Source organism: Stenotrophomonas sp. YJH_SMC_4, assembly GCF_059371575.1.
In genome coordinates, this window is the sequence record NZ_JCAFUR010000002.1 from 286,864 (window position 1) to 308,328 (window position 21,465).

Consider the following 21,465-nt stretch of genomic DNA (forward strand, 5'->3'; position numbering starts at 1 on the left):
AGCATGGCCCGGCTCTACAGGTCTGAGGACTGCGAACCTGTTCAGCCAACCAGGGGGGAAACCCCTGCGTTGTGACCGCCTGCGCTATATTGCCGGTTCCGCCGCAGCCGGACAGGGTCCGGCCGACGCCCTGCGGCCGTGCTGAAGAGGAACTATGGCGCTGGTTTTCAGTGACGACATCTGGGACCGCTGGCGGTTGCCGGCCCTGGCGCTGGCGGCCGCAGCGATCATCGTGGTGCCGTGGTTGACCCTGCGCAAACTGCAGCAGGACAACGAGCAGGCAATGGCCTGGGTCAACCATACCCAGGCGGTGGGCGTGGCCCTGCAGCAGCTCCAGGCTGATGTGCGCGACGTCGAATCGGCCGCATTGACGCTGTCCAAGGGCGTGGACGCACCCGGGCTGCGTGAGCGCATGGCCGCAGCCAACGACATTCCCGGTCGCTTGGCCGAACTGGGGCGGATGACCCGCGACAACCCCGACCAGCTGATCCGCATCGGCCGTATCGAATCGATGCTGGAAGGACGGATGGCGCTTGCCCGCGAGCTGGCCAGATCTGAACCCAACAGCGATCAACGCGAGCTGGTGAAGGACCTGAGCACGCGCTATCCGATCCGTGGCCTGGTGGAAGAACTCCAGGCCAGCGAACAGCAACTGTTGACACTGCGGGCCGAGCAGGCGGCGCGCCAGCGCAAGCAGACCGAGCTGGTGTCTTGGAGTTCGCTGGTGATCCAGCTGGGACTGCTCGGCCTGGTGCTTTGGCTCCTGCAGCGGCAGATCGGGCGGCGCCTGCACGCCGAACGCCAATCGCTGCGCTCGGCGGCACGCGCGGCATCGGTGTTGCAGACCGTGCGCGAACCCATCGTGCTGCTCGACCGCGACCTGCGCGTGCAGTTGCATAACCCCGCCTTCGCCGAGCTGTACGGGCTGCAGGACGAACGCGCCGATGGCCTGCTGCTGGAAGGCGTCGGCGACGGTGCCTGGAAGGACGCCGTCGTGCGCCAACGCCTGTCCGACGTGCTGCTGCGCGGCCGCGAGCTGTGGGATTTCGAGCACGAACAGCGCACCGCCGACGGCATGGCGCGCTACATGCTGCTGAACGCACGGCGCATGCCGCTGCCCGATACCGATGATGAAGTGGTGCTGCTGACGGTCAGCGATGTCACCATGCAACGCGCAGTCCAGCTGCGCGTTGAAGAGCTCAACCGCCAGCTGGAAGGCAAGGTCGCGCAGGTGTCCGAGGTCAACAGGGAACTGGAAGCCTTCAGCTACTCGGTCTCGCACGACCTGCGCGCACCGCTGCGCCACGTCGCTGGATTCTCCGACAAGCTGTCGCGCCACCTGGGCGACGCTGCCGATGACAAGAGCCGTCATTACCTGGACGTGATCTCCAGTTCGGCCCGGCGCATGGCGGCGCTGATCGATGACCTGCTGGTCTACTCGCGCCTGGGCCGCGCGGCGATGCGCCAGCAGGCGGTGGACATGCAGTCGCTGGTGGCCGATACCCGCGCCATGCTCGATTCCAACCTGCAGGCCGAGGCGGAGAACAGTGGCCATGTGCATCAGGTGGAGTGGAGCATCGCGCCGCTGCCGATCGTGGTCGGCGATGAGAACATGATCCGCCAGGTCTGGCTGAACCTGCTCGGCAACGCGGTGAAGTACTCGGGCAACCGCGAACCGGCGAAGATTCGCGTGGACTACCAGCCGCAGCCTGACGGCGGTCATCAGTTCACGGTCAGCGACAATGGTGCAGGCTTTGACATGGCTTATGCCGGCAAACTGTTCGGCGTGTTCCAGCGCCTGCACAAGGCCAGCGACTACCCGGGTACCGGCATCGGCCTGGCCAGCGTGCGCCGCGTGCTCACCCGTCATGGCGGCCGTATCTGGGCCGAGGCTGAACCGGACGTCGGCGCCACCTTCCACTTCTACCTGCCTCCCGCGATCGATGCGGACAAACAAGGGCCTTCTGCATGACCACTTTGCGCACCATTCTTCTCGCCGAAGACAGCCCGGCCGACGCCGAAATGGCGATCGACGCCCTGGAAGAGGCGCGTCTGGCCAACCCCATCGTGCACGTCGAGGATGGCGTGGAAGTGATGGACTACCTGTTGCGCCGTGGTGCCTTCGCCAACCGCGAGGAAGGCCTGCCGGCGGTGCTGCTGCTGGACATCAAGATGCCGCGCATGGATGGCCTGGAAGTGCTGCGGCAGATCCGCGAACACGAAGAGCTCAAGCGCCTGCCGGTGGTGATCCTGTCGTCCTCGCGCGAGGAAAGCGATCTGGCCCGGAGCTGGGACATGGGCGTGAATGCCTATGTGGTCAAGCCAGTGGACGTGGACCAGTTCTTCGGCGCCGTACAGACGCTGGGCAAGTTCTGGGCGTTGATCAACCAGGCACCGGAACTCGAGTGAGCCCATGCCCTTGACCGGTCCCGCCCTGGGGGCGCTGCGCATCCTGCTGGTGGAGGACTCACCGGAAGATGCCGAGCTGATGTCCGAACAGATGCTCGATGCGGGCCTGGAGGCCCGCTTCGAGCGTGTCGAGAGCGAGGCCGAACTGCGCCAGGCACTGGCCGCGTTCCAGCCGGACATCGTGCTGTCCGACCTGAGCATGCCGGGGTTTTCCGGTGATGATGCGCTGCGCATCGTGCGCGAGACCTCGCCGGAAATACCCTTCATCTTCGTCTCCGGCACCATGGGTGAGGAGAATGCGGTGGCGGCGCTGCAGAAGGGCGCCAATGACTACATCATCAAGCACCAGCCGGCGCGCCTGCCGTCGGCGGTGGCACGTGCGATCCGCGATGCACGCAGCGCGATCGAGCGCGCACGGGTGGAAACCGAGCTGATGCGCGCACAGCGCCTGGAAAGCCTGTCGCTGCTCGCAGCCGGGCTCAGCCACGACCTGCGCAACATCCTGCAGCCGTTGCTGATCATGCCGGACCTGCTCAAGGCGCGTACCGACGATCCGCAGCTGCACCACCTGGCCGATGTCATCGCCGAGTGCGGCCGCCGTGGCCATGAGATGGCCGAATCGATGCTGTCGTTCGTGCGCGGTTCGCGCAAGCCGAGCGAGCGCATCGAGATCGATGGCCTGTTCGATGCGGTGGCACTGCTGTTGCGCAGCAACGTGCCTGATGCGGTGCGCCTGGAATTGCAGGTGCAGGACGAAGGCCTGGTGGTCGACGCCAACTACACCGAACTGCAGCAGGTGATGCTGAACCTGGCGCTCAACGCGATACAGGCGATGCCCAACGGTGGTCGCCTGAGCCTGACTGCCAGCCATGCCGGCCATCGCGATGGCGTGGACTGGATGCACATACGGGTCGCCGACGAAGGCATCGGCATGGATGCGGACACGCTGTCGCACCTGTTCAATCCGTTCTTCACCACCAAGGCCGACGGCACTGGCCTGGGGCTGATTTCCTGCAAGCGTATCGTCGAAGGTGCCGGCGGCAGCATTCACGTCAGCAGCCAGCCGGGGCAGGGCACCTGCTTCGAACTGCGCCTGCCGATGCACGAGGCCATCGATGGCAGCGAGCCGATCGAACAGCTGGTGGCCTTGGGCAGCGGCCAATCGATCCTGGTGGTCGATGGCGAAGCCACGCGCCTATCGCTGCTGGGCAATGCGCTGTCCAGCCAGGGCTACCAGCTGCAGTTGGCTTCCGATGGCCCGGCAGCGCTGCGCTGGATGCAGCAGGAGGCGATGCCCGCGCTGGTGATTGCCGATGCCGGCTCCAAGCTGCTGCCGGCCAGCCAGCTGCTGGGTGAGATGGCGACGTTGGGCTATCGCGGCCCGGCACTGGTACTGGAAGACCCGGCAGTGCCGGTCGCGGCCGATGCCTTCCCGGACGGCGTAGAGGTGCATGTGCTGCACAAGCCGCTGCAGATGCAGCAGGTCTTCCGCGCCGTGGCCGAAGCGCTGGGCTGATGCCAGGTAGTGCCGGCCGCTGGCCGGCATCCCAGTGTGGTGGAATCAATGCGGTTGCCGGCCAGCGGCCGGCACTACCGTTCGGCAGTTTCCCAGGGGAACCGCGGCAGGGCGTCCACCGCCTGTTCCAGCCGCTGCAGATGCAGCAGGTCTTCCGCGCCGTAGCCGAAGCGTAGGGCTGATGCCCCGGTAGTGCCGGCCGCTGGCCGGCATCCCTGTGGGGCGGGATCAATGCGGTTGCCGGCCAGCGGCCGGCACTACCGGTCCAGGGTCTCCCAGGGGAAGCGTGGCAGGGCGTCCACCGCCTGTTCCAGCCGCAGCAGATGCAGCTGGTCTTCCGCGCCGTAGCCGAAGCGCAGGGCTGATGCCAGGTAGTGCCGGCCGCTGGCCGGCATCCCAGTGTGGTGGAATCAACGCGGTTGCCGGCCAGCGGCCGGCACTACCGTTCGGCAGTTTCCCAGGGGAAGCGTGGCAGGGCGTCCACCGCCTGTTCCAGCCGCTGCAGATGCAGCAGGTCTTCCGCGCCGTGGCCGAAGCACTGGGTTGATGCCCCGGTAGTGCCGGCCGCTGGCCGGTATGCCTGTGTGGTGGAATCAACGCGGTTGCCGGCCAGCGGCCGGCACTACCGTTCGGCAGTTTCCCAGGGGAAGCGTGGCAGGGCGTCCACCGCCTGTTCCAGCCGCAGCAGATGCAGCTGGTCTTCCGCGCCGTAGCCGAAGCGCAGGGCTGATGCCCCGGTAGTGCCGGCCGCTGGCCGGCATCCCTGTGGGGCGGGATCAATGCGGTTGCCGGCCAGCGGCCGGCACTACCGGTCCAGGGTCTCCCAGGGGAAGCGTGGAAGGGCGTCCACCGCCTGTTCCAGCCGCTGCAGATGCAGCAGGTCTTCCGCGCGGTGGCCGAAGCGCTGGGCTGATGCCCCGGTAGTGCCGGCCGCTGGCCGGCATCCCCGTGTGGCGGGATCAATGCGGTTTCCGGCCAGCGGCCGGCACTACCGGTCCACGGTTTCCCAAGGGGAAGCATGGCAGGGCGTCCACCGCCTGTTCCAGCCGCTGCAGATGCAGCAGGTCTTCCGCGCGGGGGCCGAGGCGCTGGGCTGATGCCCCGGTAGTGCCGGCCGCTGGCCGGCATCCCAGTGTGGTGGAATCAATGCGGTTGCCGGCCAGCGGCCGGCACTACCGGTCCAGGGTCTCCCAGGGGAACCGCGGCAGGGCGTCCACCGCCTGTTCCAGGCGCCGTGACCAGTTCTGGTGGATGTCCGCATACAACGTTGAATCCGCGCCGAGCCGCAGCTGCTGTCCGATGCGCAGTTCACCGTCACGCAGCAGCGCCAGGTCGATCGGCAGGCCTACCGACAGATTGGAGCGAATGGTCGAATCCAGCGACACGATTGCCGTGCGCGCCGCGTCCTCCAGGCGTGTGGCCGGGCTGAGGATGCGGTCCAGGATGGGCTTGCCGTACTTGGACTCACCGATCTGAAGATAGGGCGTCTCCGGCGAAGCGGCGATGGCGTTGCCGAGCGGATAGATCATGTACAGCCCGGGCCGCTCGCCAGCGATCTGGCCACCGAAAATCAGCGTCGCCTGGGTGTTGACCCCGTCATGGCCGTGCTCGCTGTGGCTGCTGTGCACCTGGCTGTCCACCAGCAGCTGGCCGACGTACTCGGCAGCTTCGAACAGATGGGTCATGTCGCGCAGGTTGGGCGTGCGCCGTTCACCGGCGTCGCGCCCCAGGCGTGACACCAGCAGCTGGGTGGTGGCCAGGTTGCCAGCCGCCATCAGCACGTAGGCTGCCTGGCCGGGGTACTCGAACACGTGCAGCTTGCGGTGCACGCGCACATCGTCCAGCGAGGCATTGGTCCGGGTGTCGGCAGCGAAGACCAGGCCTTCGTCCACCTCGATTCCAACGCAATAGGTCATGTCGGTGCCCTATCATGTGCGTCCCGGATTGTAGGCAGGCCGCCGTGACGACGGCATGTCCACGCCCCCCAAGTGCCGTCACCTGAACCGCATGACCACCGTGCTCCTGAGCCTGGGCAGCAACGTCCAGCCCCGCCGCTACCTCCACGCCGCGGTGACGGCCCTGCGCGAGCGCTTTGGCGCACTGCAGGTGTCACCCGCCTACCGTACTGCCGCGGTCGGCTTCGATGGCCCGGCCTTCCTCAACAATGCGGTGGCGATCGAGACCGATCTGCCGCTGCAGGAACTGGACGACTGGCTGCATGCGCTGGAAGACGCGCATGGCCGCGATCGCAGTGGGCCGCGCTTCTCCGACCGGACCCTGGACATCGACGTGGTGTTCTACGGCGACCTGGTGGTGGAAGGCCCCGGCCACCTGCGCATTCCGCGCCCGGAACTGAAGCATGCCTTCGTGCTGAAGCCGCTGGCGGACATCGCGCCGGGCTTCATCGACCCGGTCAGCGGGCAGGACCTGGCCACGCTGTGGCGGGCGCACGCGCAGTTTGGCGAAGCGTTCGAGGTGGTGGACCTGGAATGACGGCGGTTGCCGGCCAGCGGCCGGCACTACCTCAACTGACCGTGCGCCCACCATCCACGCGCAGGGTGTGGCCGGTGACGAAGCTGGCTTCGGCCACCAGCCAGTAGACCGCTTCGGCGATCTCCTCGACCGTGCCGATCCGTGCCAGCGGCGTGCGCGCCAGCAACGCCTCGCGGGCGAAATCGTCCTTGCCCTGCTCCGGCCACAGGATCGCACCCGGGGCCACCGCATTCACACGCACCTTCGGCGCCAGCTCCAATGCCAGCGCGCGGGTGGCCATCTCCAGCGCAGCCTTGGCCATGGTGTAGGCGATGTGGTCGCGCATCGGGTCGGTGCCGTGCAGGTCGGTCAGGTTGACGATGCAGCCCTGCTGGCGGCGCAGGTAGGGCGCCGCCGCCTGTGACAGCAGCAGTGGCGCGCGCGCGTTGACCGCGTACAGCTCGTCCATCGCCTCGGCGGTGACCTGGCCGAGCGGGGTGGGGAAGAAGTTGGAGGCGTTGTTGACCAGCGCGTCCAGTCGGCCGAAGTGGGTGACGGCCTGTTCCACCAGGTCGGCCAGGGCGTCGGCGTCACGCAGGTCGGCCTGCAGGGCCAGCACGCTGCCCGGGCGCACATTGTCGAAATCGAACGCGGCCTGCTGCAGCTCGGCGCTGGAGGTATTGGCGTGCAGCACCACCGACCAGCCACAGGCGTGGAACTGGCGGGCGATGGCCGCACCGATCCGGCGCGCGCTGCCGGTGATCAGGACCACGGGGTGGGTATCGCTCATCGAGGGTCCTCCAAGGCTCGGCTATCCTGTGCACCATTGTCACCGCATTCGAAGACGCCATGCAGCCCACCTTCCCCCTGCCCGAAGCCGATGCCCTGGCCCATAGCGACCAGCTGGCGGCCGCCCTGCGCGCCGAGATCCTTGCGCAGGGCGGGGCGATGCCGTTCTCGCGCTTCATGGAGCTCTGCCTGTATACCCCCGGCTGGGGCTATTACAGCGCCGGCGCCAGCAAGTTCGGTGGCAGTGGCGACTTCACCACCGCGCCCGAGCTCGGCAGCCTGTTCGCCGGCAGCGTGGCCAATGCGCTGGCGCCGGTATTTGCACAGCTGGGGGCGCAGGCGCGGATGCTGGAACTGGGCGGCGGTACCGGCGCCTTTGCCGAGGCGGTGCTGCTGCGCCTGGCCGAGCTGGATGCGCTGCCGTCGCGCTACGCCATCCTGGAACCCAGTGCCGACCTGCGCGAGCGCCAGCAGCAGCGCCTGCAGCAGAACCTGCCGGCCGAGCTGGCCGCGCGCGTGGACTGGGTCGACCGCCCGTTCGAGGAGGACTGGGAAGGGGTGGTGTTCGCCAACGAGGTGATCGACGCGCTGCCGACCCCGCGCTTCCTGATCCGGGATGGCGAGGTCTACGAGGAAACCGTCGAGCTGGACGCCGAGGGCAACTTCATCCGTGGCGCGCAGCCGGCCGACATCCTGCTCAACGGTGCGGTGCGCCATATCGAGCGCTACCTGGAAAAGCCTTTCGCCGAGGGCTACCGTTCCGAAGTGCTGCCGCAGCTGCCGTACTGGCTGCAGGCGGTGGCCGGTGGCATGCAGCGTGGTGCGATGCTGTTTGTCGACTACGGCTACAGCCGCGGCGAGTTCTACCAGCACGACCGCGACGATGGCACCGTGCGTGCGTTCTACCGCCACCATGTGCACAACGACGTGCACCGCTGGCCGGGGTTGCAGGACATCACCGCGTCGGTGGATTTCACCGCGATGGCCGAGGCCGGCATGCACGGCGGATTCGAGCTGGCCGGCTACTGCAGCCAGGCCAGCTTCCTGCTCGGCAACGGCCTGGACCAGGTGCTGCTGCTGGCCGAGGAACGCACCGATGAGGTCGGCCGCATCCAGCTGCGCGACCAGGTGAAGAAGCTGACCCTGCCGACCGAGATGGGCGAGCGCTTCCAGGCCATCGGCCTGCAGCGTGGCGTCGACTTCGAACCGGCCTTCGAGCTGGGTGACCTGAGCTGGCGCCTGTGAGCGAGGTGTTGCCGGCGATCAAGCCGCTGCGGCGGCCGCGGTTGTGGGCCGGGCTGTGGGCGGCGGCAGTACTGCTGGTGATCGTGGTCTGCCTGATTCCACCGCCGCCGATTCCGTTGCCGGAAAACAGCGACAAGGGCGAGCACTTCCTCGCCTATTTCATCCTGGCCGGCAGCGCGGTGCAGCTGTTCCGTCGGGGCCGCCCGCTGCTGTGGGTGGGCGTGGGCCTGGTGCTGATGGGCATCGGCATCGAATTTGCCCAGGGTGCGCTGACCAGCAACCGCATGGCCGACCCGATGGATGCCATCGCCAACACGATCGGTGTGCTCGCCGGCATGACCACCGCGCTGACCCCGCTGCGCGACCTGCTGCTGCGCTGGCGCGGGTAAAGGCGTGCCAACCCAGGTTGGCACCTACCCGTAGATCCACGCCATGCGTGGATGCTCTGCCCGAGGTGCCGACCAAGGCCGGCACCCACCCGGACAGGCCTGCCGTCATTTCCCCAGGGTCACCTCATCCAGCACCCACATCGCCGGGCGCGTGTCGCCGGTGAAGTTGATGCACAGGTCACCGCTGCCCTGCGTGCCCTTCGGCAGCGTTGCCTTCAGCGTCACGAAGCCATCGGCATCCGGCTTGGCCGGCAACGGCACTTCCGCGAGCACCTTGCCGCTGCAGTCGCCACGACGCACCTGCATCTCGCCGTGCGCGCGCTTGGCCTTCTCGAAGCGACGCTTGGGTTCATCGTGGGCAAGCTGGAAGTAGTACGGAATACGCCCCGCGCGGACTTCCAGGCTGCCAATGCCGTCCAACTGCGCCTGCGGCCAGCGCCAGCACGGCTGGAAGATGTCCACGTTGAACACCGCACGGTTGCCTTCGCGTGGGCCATCGTCTTCCAGGCGCAGCACCAGGCCCTTCTTGCCCACGCAGCTGAGCAGCTCATCGCTGCGGCGGCTGAGCAGCGACTGTGCGGTGAAGGTGGCAATGGTCGGTTTCGCCGCCAGCATCTGGCCCTGGTAGAACGCGGCAGCCTGCACGGTGGTTGGCAGTTTTCCGGTCAGCGGCTGCTGGTACAGCGGTGACTGCGCGCTCACCGGCTGGCCATCGGTGCTGTAGCGCACTTCATAGCCCAGCGGATTGGCCAGCGACACCGTCACCGTGTTGTCCGCGCGATTGTCGGTGTAGTCCACGCCCACTTCGAACGGAGTCTGCGCATAGGCCAGGCCCCAGGCACGGTAGCGCTGCAGCTGGGACGGCAGGCGCGCGAGGAAATCGCGGAAATCGCGATGTTCCGGCGTGCTCCAGCCGGTCTCGGCCACGGCGGCCAGGCGTGGGAACAGGTTGTGCTGCAGGCGTGCGTAGCTGCGCGTGTGCTCGGTGAACATGTTGGCCTGCAGGCCGAGGATGTGCCCGCGCTTGTCAGCGGCCAGCTCGGCCGGCACCGGCTCGAAGTTGTACAGCTTGCCGAGGTTGACCTGGGTCGGGCGGCCGGGCGGTTCGTTCGGCGAGGCCGTCTGCAGGTAGTCCAGATAGAGGTAGCCGACCGGCGACATGATCACGTCATGGCCGGCGCTGGCCGCAGCCAGTCCGCCTTCGGTGCCCTGCCAGGACATCACCGTGGCCTGCGGTGGCAGCCCGCCTTCGAGGATCTCATCCCAGCCGATCAGGCGCCGGTCGTGCTCCTCCAGGAAGGTCTCCAGGCGCTTGATGATGTGGCTCTGCATGGCCATTTCATCCTTGATGCCCAGCGCACGCATGCGCTGCTGCACCTGCTTCGACGCTTCCCACTGGTCCTTCACTGCTTCGTCGCCACCGACGTGCACGTACTTGGCCGGGAACAGGTCGATCACTTCTTCCAGCACGTTCTCGAGGAAGGTGACGGTGCTGTCTTCAGTGTTGAACAGGTTGGGGAACACGCCCCATTCACTGATCGGTTTCAACGGCGTATCGATGGTGCCCAGCTCCGGATACGCAGCAATCGCGGCAGTCGCGTGGCCCGGCACATCGATTTCCGGAATCACCTGGATATGCAGCTTCGCCGCATAGGCAATCACTTCGCGGATCTGGTCCTGCGTGTAGAAGCCGCAATACGGATGCTCCTTGCCAGTGACCGGATCGATGCCACCGTCGCCGGCCGGCAGGCGGCAGCTGCCCACGTCGGTCAGCTTCGGGTAGCGCTTGATCTCCATGCGCCAGCCCTGGTCGTCGGTGAGGTGCCAGTGGAAGGTGTTGAGCTTGTGCGCGGCCATCGCGTCGAGCACGCGCTTGATCTCGTCCAGGCTCTGGAAGTGACGTGCGGAATCGAGCATGAAACCGCGCCAGCTGAAGCGCGGCGCGTCCTGGATCTGCACCGCCGGCAGCACGCCATTGCTGCCGCCGGTGGCGAGCTGGGCGAGGGTGGTCGCGCCGTAGAACAGGCCGGTTTCGTTGCCGGCCTGGATCAGCACGCCCTGCGCGGTGCTCTCCAGCGTGTAGCTTTCGCCGCTGTCGCGGAAGGTGGGCACGATCTGGAAGCGGATGCTGCTCGACGTGCCTGCCGCCTTGCCCCTGGCTGGTGCAAGGCGCGGACCACCGCTGCGGGCCAGCAGATCGGCGAACTGGCTGGCGACGCGCTGCGCGGCTTCGCCTTCGGCCTGCAGCACGGTGTCGGCGCGGACGGTGATGCCGCTGCCCTGGCCGCGCTGCACGCTGGCCGGGGCGGGAATCAGCATCAGGCTGTCGGCGCGCAGCAGGGGGCCGGGTGCTTCAGTGGCGGGTGTGGGGTCGGCGGCAAGTGCCGGCAGTGCCGGCAACAGGGCGAGCAGGCTGCCCAGCAGCACTGCGCTGCGCATCCGGGCGCGGGAAGGCTTGACCATCGGTACGACTCCTTGGAACGGTGCGATGAACGCTATACATGAAAAACGCCGGGCCCGGAATGACCCAGGCCCGGCGTGCGTGCACGACTCGGCGATGTTGCCGCCGCTGGATCAGTACTTGAAGCGGAAGTTGAGGTAGTACTGGCGACCGTTGCTGTAGAACGAGGTCGGGATGGCCGCGGTCTGGTAGTACTTGTAGGTCGGGTTGTTGAGGTTGAGCGCATCGAAGCTGATGCTCAGCCAGTCGGTGGCCTTGTAGCTCAGCGACGCCGACAGGGTGCCGAAGTCATCCTGGTAGTACGGGTTGGCGCCGGACAGGCCGATCAGGAACGACGAACGGCGGGTGTAGCTGACGCGTGCACCGAAGGTATCGTTCTCGAAGTAGGCACCGACGTTGTAGGTGTTCTTCGAAGTACCCAGCAGGTTGTCGCTGCCATCGGCCCAGGTGTGGTCGGTGCTGCCATCGGCGTAGGTGTAGTTGGCATTGACACCGAAGTACTCGCCGATCGGCTGCTCATAGGCCACTTCGATACCGCGCACCTTGCCGTCGGCATTGCGCGGGCGGGAGATGTTGTATTCCTCGAGACGGTTGGTCAGCTCGCTGAACAGCATTTCCTTCTCGGTGCTGAAGGCGACGTAGTCCTTCAGGCGCATCGAGTAGGCACCGATCGACAACATGCCGCGCGGCATGAAATACCACTCCAGGTTGGCGTCGAAGTTGGTCGACACCACCGGCTTCAACTTCGGATTGCCGCCACCGCCGGTCCGGTTCAGGTCCGAACCGTACGACGAGGCACCCAGTGCCGAGAAGTCCGGCAGGGTCTGGGTCTGCGATGCGGCCACGCGCAGCACCAGGTCGTCACGCAGGTCGTACTTGAAGTTGGCGCTCGGCAGCACACGGTTGTGCTTGTTCTCGAAAGCTTCGCGGGTCCACGCGCCGAACAGGCTGCTCACGTCCGGCACGGTCGAGCCGGTGGCGGCGGCGTAGGTATCGATATCCTGCTTGATGTTGACGTAGCGCAGGCCGACGTTGCCGCTCCAGCGGTCGCCGCTGAAGTTGCCCTGTACGTAGGCAGCAAAGTTCTTCTCGGACACCTTCCACTCGGCGCCGTAGTTGTGGCGGCCGGTCGGGCCGTCATTGCCGGACAGCCAGGTGGAGTTGTTGGTCACTGCTTCCTTCAGTGCGCCCGGGGTGAAGTACCACAGGTCACGCGGGAAGCTGCCACCGATGCCGTTGGCGAAGCCACCGGGGAAGTTGGCAGTGGCGCCGTTCTTCAGCGCATTCCAGATCGCGCCCGGGGTTGCGCCTTCCGGCGACTTGGCCTCGCGCTTGTGGTCGCCGAAGCGGGCGCCGAAATCAATCGAGTTCAGTACGCCAGCGTCGGCGAAGTACTGGTTGAAATCGAGCGTGGCCCACTTTTCCTTGTCGATCGCGGTGACCTGCTGGTTGCCCCAGGTGCCGAAGTCGGTCACGCCGCTCGGGCCGATGTTGCCCCCGACGTTCCAGTCGATCGGCGAGCCGTTGCCGTGGGTTGCCCAGGTGGCGCCGCCACCACGGGCCAGGTTGACTTCGGCGATGTACTGGCGCGGCGTTTCGCCGGTGCCCTTGGTGCTGCCAGCCTGGAATTTCATGCCCAGGTTGTCGCTGATCTGCCAGTCGGCATCGAAGGTGATGTAGTTGGTCTTGGCCTTCGACTCGCGGTAGATCATGTCGTACACCGCGTAGTCGCGGTCGGCCTGGCCGGCGAAGGTGGCGTTGGACAGCACGCCATCCTTGATGACGTAACCCGGATTCGGGGCCTGGCCCGGAATCAGGATCTTGTTGCCATTGGCATCTTCAACGGTGCGGTCATTGAGGATGCGGCCACCCCACAGCATGAAGTTGCGGTTGTAGTTGTTCGCCTTCAGTTCCGAGCTGAAGCCTTCCAGGCCCAGGGTCAGGTTGTCCATCGGCTTGAACTGCAGCGACACCAGGCCGCCCTTGCGCTCGCGGGTCTGTTCGAACAGGGTCGAGCCGAGCAGGCCCGGCGCGTATACGCCGGCCAGGTCCGGGTTGGACTTGGCCACGGTGCCATTCGGATCGATCTGGAAGAAACCGCCCGGGATTTCCTGCGCTTCGCGGCGCAGCTCGCGCTTCTGGCTGAAGGCCTGCACCATCACGCCGAAGTTGCCTTCGTCGTTCTTGTAGTTGAACAGTGCCGACAGCTGCGGGTCGTTGGACTTGGCCTGGTCCGAACGCACCATGCCGATGGAGCCTTCCGCAGTGAGCTGCTTGGAGAATTCCAGCGGCTTGCGGGTGAGGATGTTGACGGTACCGGTGGTGCCGCCGTCCTGCAGCTTGGCCTGCGAGGACTTGTTCACTTCCACCGAGCGCACCAGTTCCGACGGCAGCAACGAGTAGCTCACGCTGCGGCCGACGTTGTTGCCCTGGCTGAGCACGAACCAGTCGGCGGTGCCGACGGTGTGGCCGTTGATCAGGGTCTGGGTCAGGCTCGGGCTGGTACCACGCAGGCTGACGCGGTCGGCTTCGTCGAAGCCGCCTTCGTCGGCGCTGGACGAGCTGATGTTCACGCCCGGCAGGCGCTGCAGGGTGTCGGCGACGTTGTGCGCGGGCAGCTTGCCCACGTCTTCGGCGGTGACCACTTCCACGCGCGCATTGGCTTCGCGCTTGGTGTCCAGCGATTTTTCCATCGACCCACGGATGCCGGTGACCTGCACGGTATCCAGGTCGGTGGCGGTCTGGGCGGCCTGCTGCGCATGTGCACTGAAGGCGATGCAGCTGACGATGGCGGCCGAAAGCAGGGTCTTGCGGGTGTTCATGATGTCTCTCCTCATCACTCGATTGGATGCCGGCGGCGGTGTTCGATTACGGTTGCGATGACATGCGCGGGGCGGCGGCGAAGTCCCGTGCGTTGGCGTGCCACGTACTGCGTGCTGCGATTGCGTTGAAGCCTGTTGCGGTGTCAGGCGGCCGACTGCTGCTGCAGGTACCAGCTGGCAGCGCCGACCACGCCCAGCTGGCCGTGCTCGACGACCTTCACCGGGATGCGTGCCAGCGCTTCGCCCATCGGCCCCTTCTGCAGGTAGCGTTCGACGAAGGTGCTGGCGTGCAGGTATTCGCGGATCTGCGGCAGGATGCCGCCGGCCAGGTAGACGCCACCATGGGCGCCGTAGAACAGCGCCATGTCGCCGATGGTGCTGCCGAGCAGGCCGCAGAACACATCCAGCGCCTGGCGCGCATGTGCATCGCTGTCGGCCATGGCCGCAGCGGTGACCGCGTCGGGGCTGGCCAGGGTCGGCGCCTGGCCCTGCAGTGCGCACACCGCGCGGTACAGGTTCATCAGGCCCGGGCCGGAGATCGCATGTTCGATCGACACATGCGCGCGGTCGCGCTGCATGTGGCGGACGATGGCCATTTCCAGTTCGGTGCTGGCGGCCAGGGTCGGCTGGCCGGCTTCGGTCGGGAGCACCACCGGGCCGTGCGCGGTGGGGATCCACAGCGCGGCGCCGAGGCCGGTACCGGGGCCGACCACCAGGGTCGGGCCGCGGGCGGCGGTTTCCGGTCCGCACAGGTGCAGCACGCCACTGGCGTCAACCTGCGCAGCGGCATAGGCCACGGCTTCGAAGTCGTTGACGATGAATACCCGCTGCAGGCCGACGTCGGCTTCCACCTGGCGCGCCGACAGCGGCCACGGCAGGTTGGCGGTGATCACCGTGCCGTCCTCGCGGGCGTAGCCGGCACTGGCGACCACGCAGTGCGTGGGCCGCGGGCCTTCGCCGAGGAAGTCGGACAGGATCGCGCTGAGGCCTGCATGGTCGGCGTTGCGGTACTTGCGGTACTCCAGCACCTGCACCGGATGGGCGGCATCACCGCTGGCCTGGACCCGGGCCACGCGCACATGGGTGCCACCGACGTCGGCGGCCAGGAACGAGGGCGCGATTCGGGACAGGACATGGGCCGGGGCGGGGTGGCTGGCGGTCACGCGGGCTCCTGCTGCAGGTGGGGCCGTCCCCAAGGTTCGAGGGCGGCGATTGGGGCGGAGTCTGTAACCGCGCTGACAACGATGTCAACGAGTTCGTGATACTTTCGTTGCTGCGTCGCAACGAATGCGGCGTGCAGTAAACGTTTACATGGCGTGAGCATGGGTTTCACGCTGGAACCGTTGCTGCACGGGGCTCAAGGGCTGCGGCGCATTCAGCACGACCCGCTGCCATCGGGTTGCGCAGTGCAGCACGAGGTTCACGCGGCCTCGCGGGGAAGTTGACAAACCTCGGTTGTCCATCGAAAGAATGTGACAACGTTGTTCCCAGCCACTCTCCGACGCCGCGTGCTGCGGCCGTCGCCGCAGGAGCCCTTCCCGATGTCCGCCGTCTCCGCTGCAAGCGTGCGCCCGAACGTGGCCACCTCCATCGCCATCGTCGGCGTGCTGTTCTTCCTGATCGGCTTCTTCACCTGGCTCAACGGCCCGCTGATCACCTTCGTCAAGCTCGCCTTCGAACTCAGCGAGGTCGGCGCCTTCCTGGTGCTGATGGTGTTCTACCTGTCCTACTTCTTCCTGGCCCTGCCGTCATCGTGGATCCTGCGCCGCACCGGCATGAAGAAGGGCCTGAGCCTGAGCCTGCTGGTGATGGCCGGTGGTGCCGCGTTGTTCGGCGAATTCGCCACCCAGCGCTGGTATCCGGGCGCGCTCGGCGGCCTGTTCGTGATCGGCAGTGGCCTGGCCCTGCTGCAGACCGCGATCAACCCCTACATCTCCATCCTCGGCCCGATCGAGACGGCGGCACGCCGCATTGCGCTGATGGGCATCTGCAACAAGATCGCCGGCATGCTGGCGCCGGTGCTGATCGGCACGCTGGTGCTGCACGGCATCGGTGACCTCGATGCGCAGGTGCAGGCGGCAGATGCGGTCACAAAGGCCGCGCTGCTGAACGAGTTTGCCGCCAAGATCCACACCCCGTACCTGGCCATGGCCGGCCTGCTGGTGCTGCTGGCGGTGGCCGTGCTGTTCTCGCCGCTGCCGGAAATCAAGTCGTCCGAAGCCAATGCCACGCCGGTTGCGGCCGGTGCCGCCGAACGGCGCAGCATCTTCCAGTTTCCGCACCTGTGGCTGGGCGTGCTGTGCCTGTTCGTGTACGTGGGCGTGGAGGTGATGGCCGGCGATGCCATCGGTACCTACGGCCACGGCTTCGACCTGCCACTGGACCAGACCAAGATGTTCACCTCGCTTACCTTGGGCGCAATGCTGGTCGGTTACGTGGTCGGCCTGCTGCTGATCCCCAAGGTTGTCTCGCAGTCGCGCTACCTGACCATTTCGGCGGTGCTGGGCGTGGTGTTCTGTCTTGGCGCCTGGGCCACCCACGGCTACGTGTCGGTGGCTTTCGTGGCCCTGCTGGGTTTTGCCAACGCCATGATGTGGCCGGCGATCTTCCCGCTGGCGATCCGTGGCCTGGGCCGCTTCACCGAGACCGGTTCGGCGCTGCTGGTGATGGGCATTGCCGGTGGCGCGATCATTCCGCAGCTGTTCGCCGTGCTCAAGCAGCACATCGACTTCCAGCTGGTGTTCGTGCTGCTGATGGTGCCCTGCTACCTGTACATCCTGTTCTATTCGGTGGTCGGGCATCGCGCCGGCCTGCCGCAGGACAAGGCCTGATCGGCGATGATGGACGGCAGCCAACCCCAGGGAAAACCCATGCGCAGAGCGACCATCAAGGACGTTGCGGAGAAGGCCAAGGTCTCGCTGAAGACGGTCTCGCGGGTGATCAACAACGAGCCCTCGGTGATGCAGGCCACCCGTGCGCGGGTGCTGCGTGCCATCGCCGAACTCGATTACGAGCCCGATCCGTCCGCGCGCAACCTGCGCAGCGGCACCACCTTCGTGATCGGGCTGGTCTACGACAACCCGAACCCGTACCACATCATCGGTGTGCAGAACGGCGTGCTGGCCGCATGCCGCGAGACCGGTTTCGGCCTGCAGATCCATCCCTGCGACTCCAGCTCGCCGCTGTTGGCCGATGAGCTGGCCGACTGGGTGCAGCGTTCGCGGCTGGCCGGGCTGGTGCTGACCGCACCGATGTCCGAGCGCCGCGACCTGATCCAGGCGCTGACCGCGCGCGGCATCAAGCTGGTGCGCATCATCGCTGCCACCGAAGACCCGGCCGATGGCGCCTGCGTATTCGTCGACGATCGCGAAGCGGCCTATGAGATCACCGAGCACCTGATCCAGCTGGGTCACCAGCGCATCGGCTTCCTCTGGGGCGGCATCTCGCACCGCTCCTCTGGCGAACGCTATGCCGGTTACGAAGCCGCGCTGAAGGACTACGGCATGACCGTGGACAAGCATCTGGTGGTGCAGGGCGACTACACCTTCGATGACGGTTTCCGCGGTGCGCGCCGCCTGCTGGCGCTGCGCGAGCCACCTACCGCCATCTTCGGTTCCAACGACGAAATCGCCGCCGGCGTACTGGCCGCCGCCAAGTCGGCCGGCATGAACGTGCCCTACGACCTGTCCATTGCCGGGTTCGAGGACAGCCCGTTCTCGCGCCAGTCGTGGCCGCCGCTGACCACCGCCAAGCAGGCCACCGAGGACATCGCCCGCCACGCCGCGCGCCTGCTGATCGCGCAACTGCGCAGCGATGCCTACGACGATGCGCCGGCGCCGCTGCACAACCAGGGCTTCGTGCCGCAGCTGGTGGTGCGTGGTTCGACCGCGCCGATGCGCCCCGCCGGCGCACGCCCCCTTCCTTCCGATCCTGCCTGAGCCTGCCATGTCGCTGTCAGACCCCACGTCCACCCTGATGTTCGCCGAGGCCGCTGAAGCGGCCGACGTGGTCGCGCGCCAGTTCTCGCGCAACCACGCCACCATGGAAACCCTGGCCGCCAGCCTGCGTGCTGAACCGCCGCCGTTCGTGGTCACCTGTGCACGCGGCAGCTCCGACCACGCCGCCACCTATGGCAAGTATCTGCTGGAAACCCAGCTGGGCCTGGTGGTCGCGTCGGCCTCGCCATCGGTGGGGTCGGTCTACGCCGCACCATTGCAGCTGCGCGGCGCACTGTTCATCGTCATCTCGCAGTCGGGCAAGAGCCCGGACCTGCTGCGCAACGCCGAGGCCGCCAAGGCGGCCGGTGCGCGCGTGATCGCGCTGGTCAACGTCGAGGATTCACCGCTGGCGCAGCTGGCCGATACGGTCATTCCGCTCCACGCGGGTGCCGAAAAGAGCGTGGCGGCGACCAAGAGCTACCTGGCGTCGCTGGCCGCGCTGCTGCAGCTGGCCGCGTACTGGAAGCAGGACAGCAGCCTGCGCGCTGCGCTGGACCTGCTGCCCGACGCGTTGCGTGAGGCGTGGCAGTGCGACTGGAGCGCGGTGACCGAAGGCCTGGTCGAGGCCACCAACCTGTTCGTGCTCGGCCGTGGCCTGGGCCTGGGGGCGGCGCAGGAAGCGGCGCTGAAGTTCAAGGAAACCTGCAGCCTGCATGCCGAAGCCTACAGCTCGGCTGAAGTGAAGCACGGCCCGATGGCGCTGGTCGACCGCGGCTTCCCGGTGCTGGCCTTTGCCCAGCCGGATGAAACCGGCGCCGGCACCCGTGCCGTCGTCGAGGAATTCACCGCGCGTGGCGCACAGGTATGGATGGCCGGTGCTGGCGGCAACCTGCCGGTGGCTGCTGCGCCGCACCCGCTGTGCGCACCGCTGCTGACCGTGCAGAGCTTCTACCGCGCGATCAATGCGCTGGCGCTGCGTCGTGGCTTCAACCCGGACCTGCCGCCGCACCTGAACAAGGTGACGGAGACCGTGTAATGGCGACCGTCCTGCGCAATGCCCGCATCCTGGCGGGCGACGACTTCCGTGATGATCTGGCGCTGGTGATCGAGAACGGTCGCATCAGCGCGCTGTTGCCCGACGCCGCACCGCAGCTCGGCCATGCCGCCGAGCAGGTGGACCTGGGTGGCGGCTGGCTGCTGCCCGGCTTCATCGATGTGCAGGTCAATGGTGGCGGTGGTGCACTGTTCAACAACACGCCGGACGTGGCGGCACTGCGCACCATCGCGCAGGCGCACCGCCGTTTCGGCACCACGGCGATGCTGCCGACCCTGATCAGTGATGACGTGGCAGTGATGCGCGAAGCGATCGCTGCGATGCGCGAGGCGATCACGCAGGGTGTACCAGGCGTGATCGGCATCCACCTGGAAGGCCCGTACATCGCACCGGCGCGCAAGGGCACGCACGATGCCAGCAAGTTCCGCGTGCCGGACGAGGGAGAAATCGCGCTGGCGGCATCGCTGGACAACGGTGTGACCGTGCTGACGCTGGCGCCGGAGCGCGTGCCGCTGGAGACCATCCGTGCGCTGGTCGAGCGTGGCGTGATCGTTGCCGCCGGGCACACCGCAGGTACCTACGAAGAGATCCGTGCCGGCCTGGATGCCGGTGTGCGTGGCTTCACCCACCTGTACAACGCGATGTCGCCGCTGCAGGGCCGTGAGCCCGGTGCGGTGGGCGCCGCATTGGAGGACCGCGACAGCTGGATCGGCATCATCGTTGATGGCGTTCACGTGCACCCCGCCAGCCTGCGCGTGGCGCTGGCGGCCAAGCCGCGAGGCCGCCTGCTGCTGGTGACCGATGCGATGCCGCCGGTCGGTGCCGACGATCCCAGCTACGTGCTGTACGGCGAAACCATTACCGCCGTCGACGGCGTGGTGCGCAATGCTGCCGGTTCGCTGGCCGGCTCGGCGCTGGACATGGCCACCGCGGTGCGCAACACCGTGCAGCTGCTTGGCCAGCCGCTGGCCGAAGCGGCGCGCATGGCATCGACGTACCCAGCGCAGTTCCTCAATGTCGATGATCGCCTGGGCCACATCGCCGAGGGGTACCAGGCCGACCTGGTGCTGCTGGACGACGCCCTGCAGGTGCGTGGTACCTGGATTGCCGGACAGTACGAGGCCGCCTGATGAACAGTTCGCCGCCACGCCGGCTGGGCTCGATCGATGCCCTGCGCGGCATCACCGTGGCGGCGATGCTGCTGGTCAACAATCCGGGCGACTGGAGTGCGGTGTTCGCGCCGCTGCGTCACTCGGAATGGCATGGCTGCACGCCCACCGACCTGGTGTTCCCGTTCTTCCTGTTCCTGGTGGGCGTGTCGATGGCCTTCAGCGTGGCACCGCGCGCGCAGGATGCGGCGGCGCGACCCGCGTTGGCGCGCGGCGTGCTGGAGCGCGCGCTGCGCATCCTGATGGCCGGTGCGCTGCTGCACCTGCTGATCTGGTGGGCACTGGATACGCATCACTTCCGCATCTGGGGCGTGCTGCAACGCATCGCGGTGTGTGCGGCGTTGGTGGGCGTACTGGCGGTCTACGCGCGACCACGCGTGCAGGTGGGCGCTTTGATCGCGCTGCTGGTGGGGTACACCGTGTTGCTGCTGGGCATCGGCGACCTGGCGCCGTGGACCAACCCGGCCAGCCGCCTGGATACCGCGCTGTTCGCACCGTGGATCTACCAGTGGCATGCCGATACCGGACTGGGCCATGACCCGGAAGGATTGCTGAGCACGCTGGGGGCGCTGGCCAGTACCGTGCTCGGCCTGCTTGCCGGTGGCCTGCTGCGCAACGGGCGTTCGGCGGCATTGGCAGGGCTGGGCATGGCGACCGCTGTGCTGGGCCTGCTGCTGGCCGTGGTTCTGCCGTTGAACAAGCAGCTGTGGACGCCCAGCTACGTGCTGTGGACCGGCGGCCTGGCCGCGCTGGCGCTGTGGCTGGGCCACGTGCTGATCGACCAGAAGGGTTGGCCGGCACTCGGCCGGCGCTTCGGGGTCAATGCGATCACCGCGTACCTGGGGGCATCGGTGATGTCGGTGGTGCTGATGGCCACCGGGATCTGGGGGTGGATCTGGCAGCAGCTGGCCACCGCGATGCCGCAGGCGCTGGAGCTGGCGTCGATGCTGCAGGCGCTGGTGTTCGTCGCACTGTGGTGGGGCGTGGCGTGGTGGCTGGATAAGCGGAAGATCTACCTGAAGATCTGACCCCATCCGCCAACGGCATCCAGGCATGACGTAGATTTACCAGGTGCCATGAGCGAATCGATTGGCGATCCAGGATCAGTAGATCCACGCCATGCATGGATGCTTTGCGCGTGATTCCGGATGCCGGAAAAAATGAACGATTTCAGCCACATCACATCGGCGTGAGGGCTGGG

17 protein-coding genes are annotated in these 21,465 nt (G+C 67.0%); 11 read left to right on the forward strand and 6 right to left on the reverse strand.

The features are described from left to right. Positions 1-154: 154 nt before the first annotated feature. From AC5P9F_RS04825 to AC5P9F_RS04835, 3 genes are read left to right on the forward strand one after another with little or no spacing between them, the layout of a single operon-like run. On the forward strand, positions 155-1,972 hold the full coding sequence (locus AC5P9F_RS04825) for a sensor histidine kinase (RefSeq protein ID WP_005414500.1): 1,818 nt from the start codon (positions 155-157) through the stop codon (positions 1,970-1,972). After that, positions 1,969-2,409, forward strand: coding sequence for a response regulator (locus AC5P9F_RS04830; RefSeq protein ID WP_005411057.1), 441 nt, complete (start codon positions 1,969-1,971; stop codon positions 2,407-2,409). Before AC5P9F_RS04825 ends, AC5P9F_RS04830 begins: the two co-directional genes overlap by 4 nt. A gap of 4 nt (positions 2,410-2,413) precedes the next feature. Further along, on the forward strand, positions 2,414-3,925 hold the full coding sequence (locus AC5P9F_RS04835) for an ATP-binding protein (protein ID WP_005414498.1): 1,512 nt from the start codon (positions 2,414-2,416) through the stop codon (positions 3,923-3,925). Positions 3,926-4,182: 257 nt separating this feature from the next. On the opposite strand, the gene AC5P9F_RS04840 is transcribed toward AC5P9F_RS04835, so the two are convergent. Both AC5P9F_RS04840 and AC5P9F_RS04845 read right to left on the reverse strand, forming a co-directional pair. Beyond that, positions 4,183-4,320, reverse strand: coding sequence for a hypothetical protein (locus tag AC5P9F_RS04840; RefSeq protein WP_168759586.1), 138 nt, complete (start codon positions 4,318-4,320; stop codon positions 4,183-4,185). Positions 4,321-5,097: 777 nt separating this feature from the next. After that, entirely contained in the window at positions 5,098-5,841 is a 744-nt protein-coding gene (locus AC5P9F_RS04845) for a proteasome-type protease (protein WP_005414496.1), read from the reverse strand. 91 nt (positions 5,842-5,932) lie between these two features. Here AC5P9F_RS04845 and folK point away from each other — a divergent pair, with 91 nt between their 5' ends. Next, on the forward strand, positions 5,933-6,418 hold the full coding sequence (folK, locus tag AC5P9F_RS04850) for a 2-amino-4-hydroxy-6-hydroxymethyldihydropteridine diphosphokinase (protein ID WP_012481279.1): 486 nt from the start codon (positions 5,933-5,935) through the stop codon (positions 6,416-6,418). Between the two features lie 31 nt (positions 6,419-6,449). On the opposite strand, the gene AC5P9F_RS04855 is transcribed toward folK, so the two are convergent. After that, positions 6,450-7,187 (reverse strand): pteridine reductase, encoded by a 738-nt coding sequence (locus tag AC5P9F_RS04855; RefSeq protein ID WP_005411052.1) that lies wholly within the window; start codon positions 7,185-7,187, stop codon positions 6,450-6,452. A gap of 59 nt (positions 7,188-7,246) precedes the next feature. Here AC5P9F_RS04855 and AC5P9F_RS04860 point away from each other — a divergent pair, with 59 nt between their 5' ends. Next, positions 7,247-8,431 (forward strand): class I SAM-dependent methyltransferase, encoded by a 1,185-nt coding sequence (locus AC5P9F_RS04860; protein ID WP_005411051.1) that lies wholly within the window; start codon positions 7,247-7,249, stop codon positions 8,429-8,431. Then, positions 8,428-8,820, forward strand: coding sequence for a VanZ family protein (locus AC5P9F_RS04865; protein ID WP_109337684.1), 393 nt, complete (start codon positions 8,428-8,430; stop codon positions 8,818-8,820). The genes AC5P9F_RS04860 and AC5P9F_RS04865 overlap by 4 nt, the downstream gene beginning before the upstream one ends. Before the next feature lie 105 nt (positions 8,821-8,925). Here the strand turns inward: AC5P9F_RS04865 and AC5P9F_RS04870 are convergent, their stop codons facing one another. The 3 genes from AC5P9F_RS04870 to AC5P9F_RS04880 form a co-directional block, all read right to left on the reverse strand. Beyond that, complete coding sequence (locus tag AC5P9F_RS04870; RefSeq protein WP_109337683.1) at positions 8,926-11,283, reverse strand: beta-N-acetylhexosaminidase; 2,358 nt, start codon at positions 11,281-11,283, stop codon at positions 8,926-8,928. Between the two features lie 111 nt (positions 11,284-11,394). After that, complete coding sequence (locus tag AC5P9F_RS04875; RefSeq protein WP_005411048.1) at positions 11,395-14,103, reverse strand: TonB-dependent receptor; 2,709 nt, start codon at positions 14,101-14,103, stop codon at positions 11,395-11,397. 143 nt (positions 14,104-14,246) lie between these two features. Next, positions 14,247-15,266, reverse strand: coding sequence for a glucokinase family protein (locus AC5P9F_RS04880; protein WP_024957032.1), 1,020 nt, complete (start codon positions 15,264-15,266; stop codon positions 14,247-14,249). Between the two features lie 378 nt (positions 15,267-15,644). Here AC5P9F_RS04880 and AC5P9F_RS04885 point away from each other — a divergent pair, with 378 nt between their 5' ends. From AC5P9F_RS04885 to AC5P9F_RS04905, 5 genes are read left to right on the forward strand one after another with little or no spacing between them, the layout of a single operon-like run. After that, positions 15,645-16,934, forward strand: a complete 1,290-nt coding sequence (locus AC5P9F_RS04885) for a sugar MFS transporter (RefSeq protein WP_109337681.1) — start codon at positions 15,645-15,647, stop codon at positions 16,932-16,934. A 39-nt stretch (positions 16,935-16,973) separates the two neighbouring features. Further along, entirely contained in the window at positions 16,974-18,041 is a 1,068-nt protein-coding gene (locus tag AC5P9F_RS04890; RefSeq protein ID WP_006391719.1) for a LacI family DNA-binding transcriptional regulator, read from the forward strand. 7 nt (positions 18,042-18,048) lie between these two features. Next, the gene (locus AC5P9F_RS04895) at positions 18,049-19,077 is read left to right on the forward strand and encodes an SIS domain-containing protein (protein WP_049450606.1); all 1,029 of its coding nucleotides are present in this window, start codon (positions 18,049-18,051) and stop codon (positions 19,075-19,077) included. After that, positions 19,077-20,225 (forward strand): N-acetylglucosamine-6-phosphate deacetylase, encoded by a 1,149-nt coding sequence (gene nagA, locus AC5P9F_RS04900; RefSeq protein ID WP_062605631.1) that lies wholly within the window; start codon positions 19,077-19,079, stop codon positions 20,223-20,225. The genes AC5P9F_RS04895 and nagA overlap by 1 nt, the downstream gene beginning before the upstream one ends. Then, entirely contained in the window at positions 20,225-21,292 is a 1,068-nt protein-coding gene (locus tag AC5P9F_RS04905; protein ID WP_043034006.1) for an acyltransferase family protein, read from the forward strand. Before nagA ends, AC5P9F_RS04905 begins: the two co-directional genes overlap by 1 nt. The last annotated feature ends 173 nt before the right edge of the window (positions 21,293-21,465 follow it).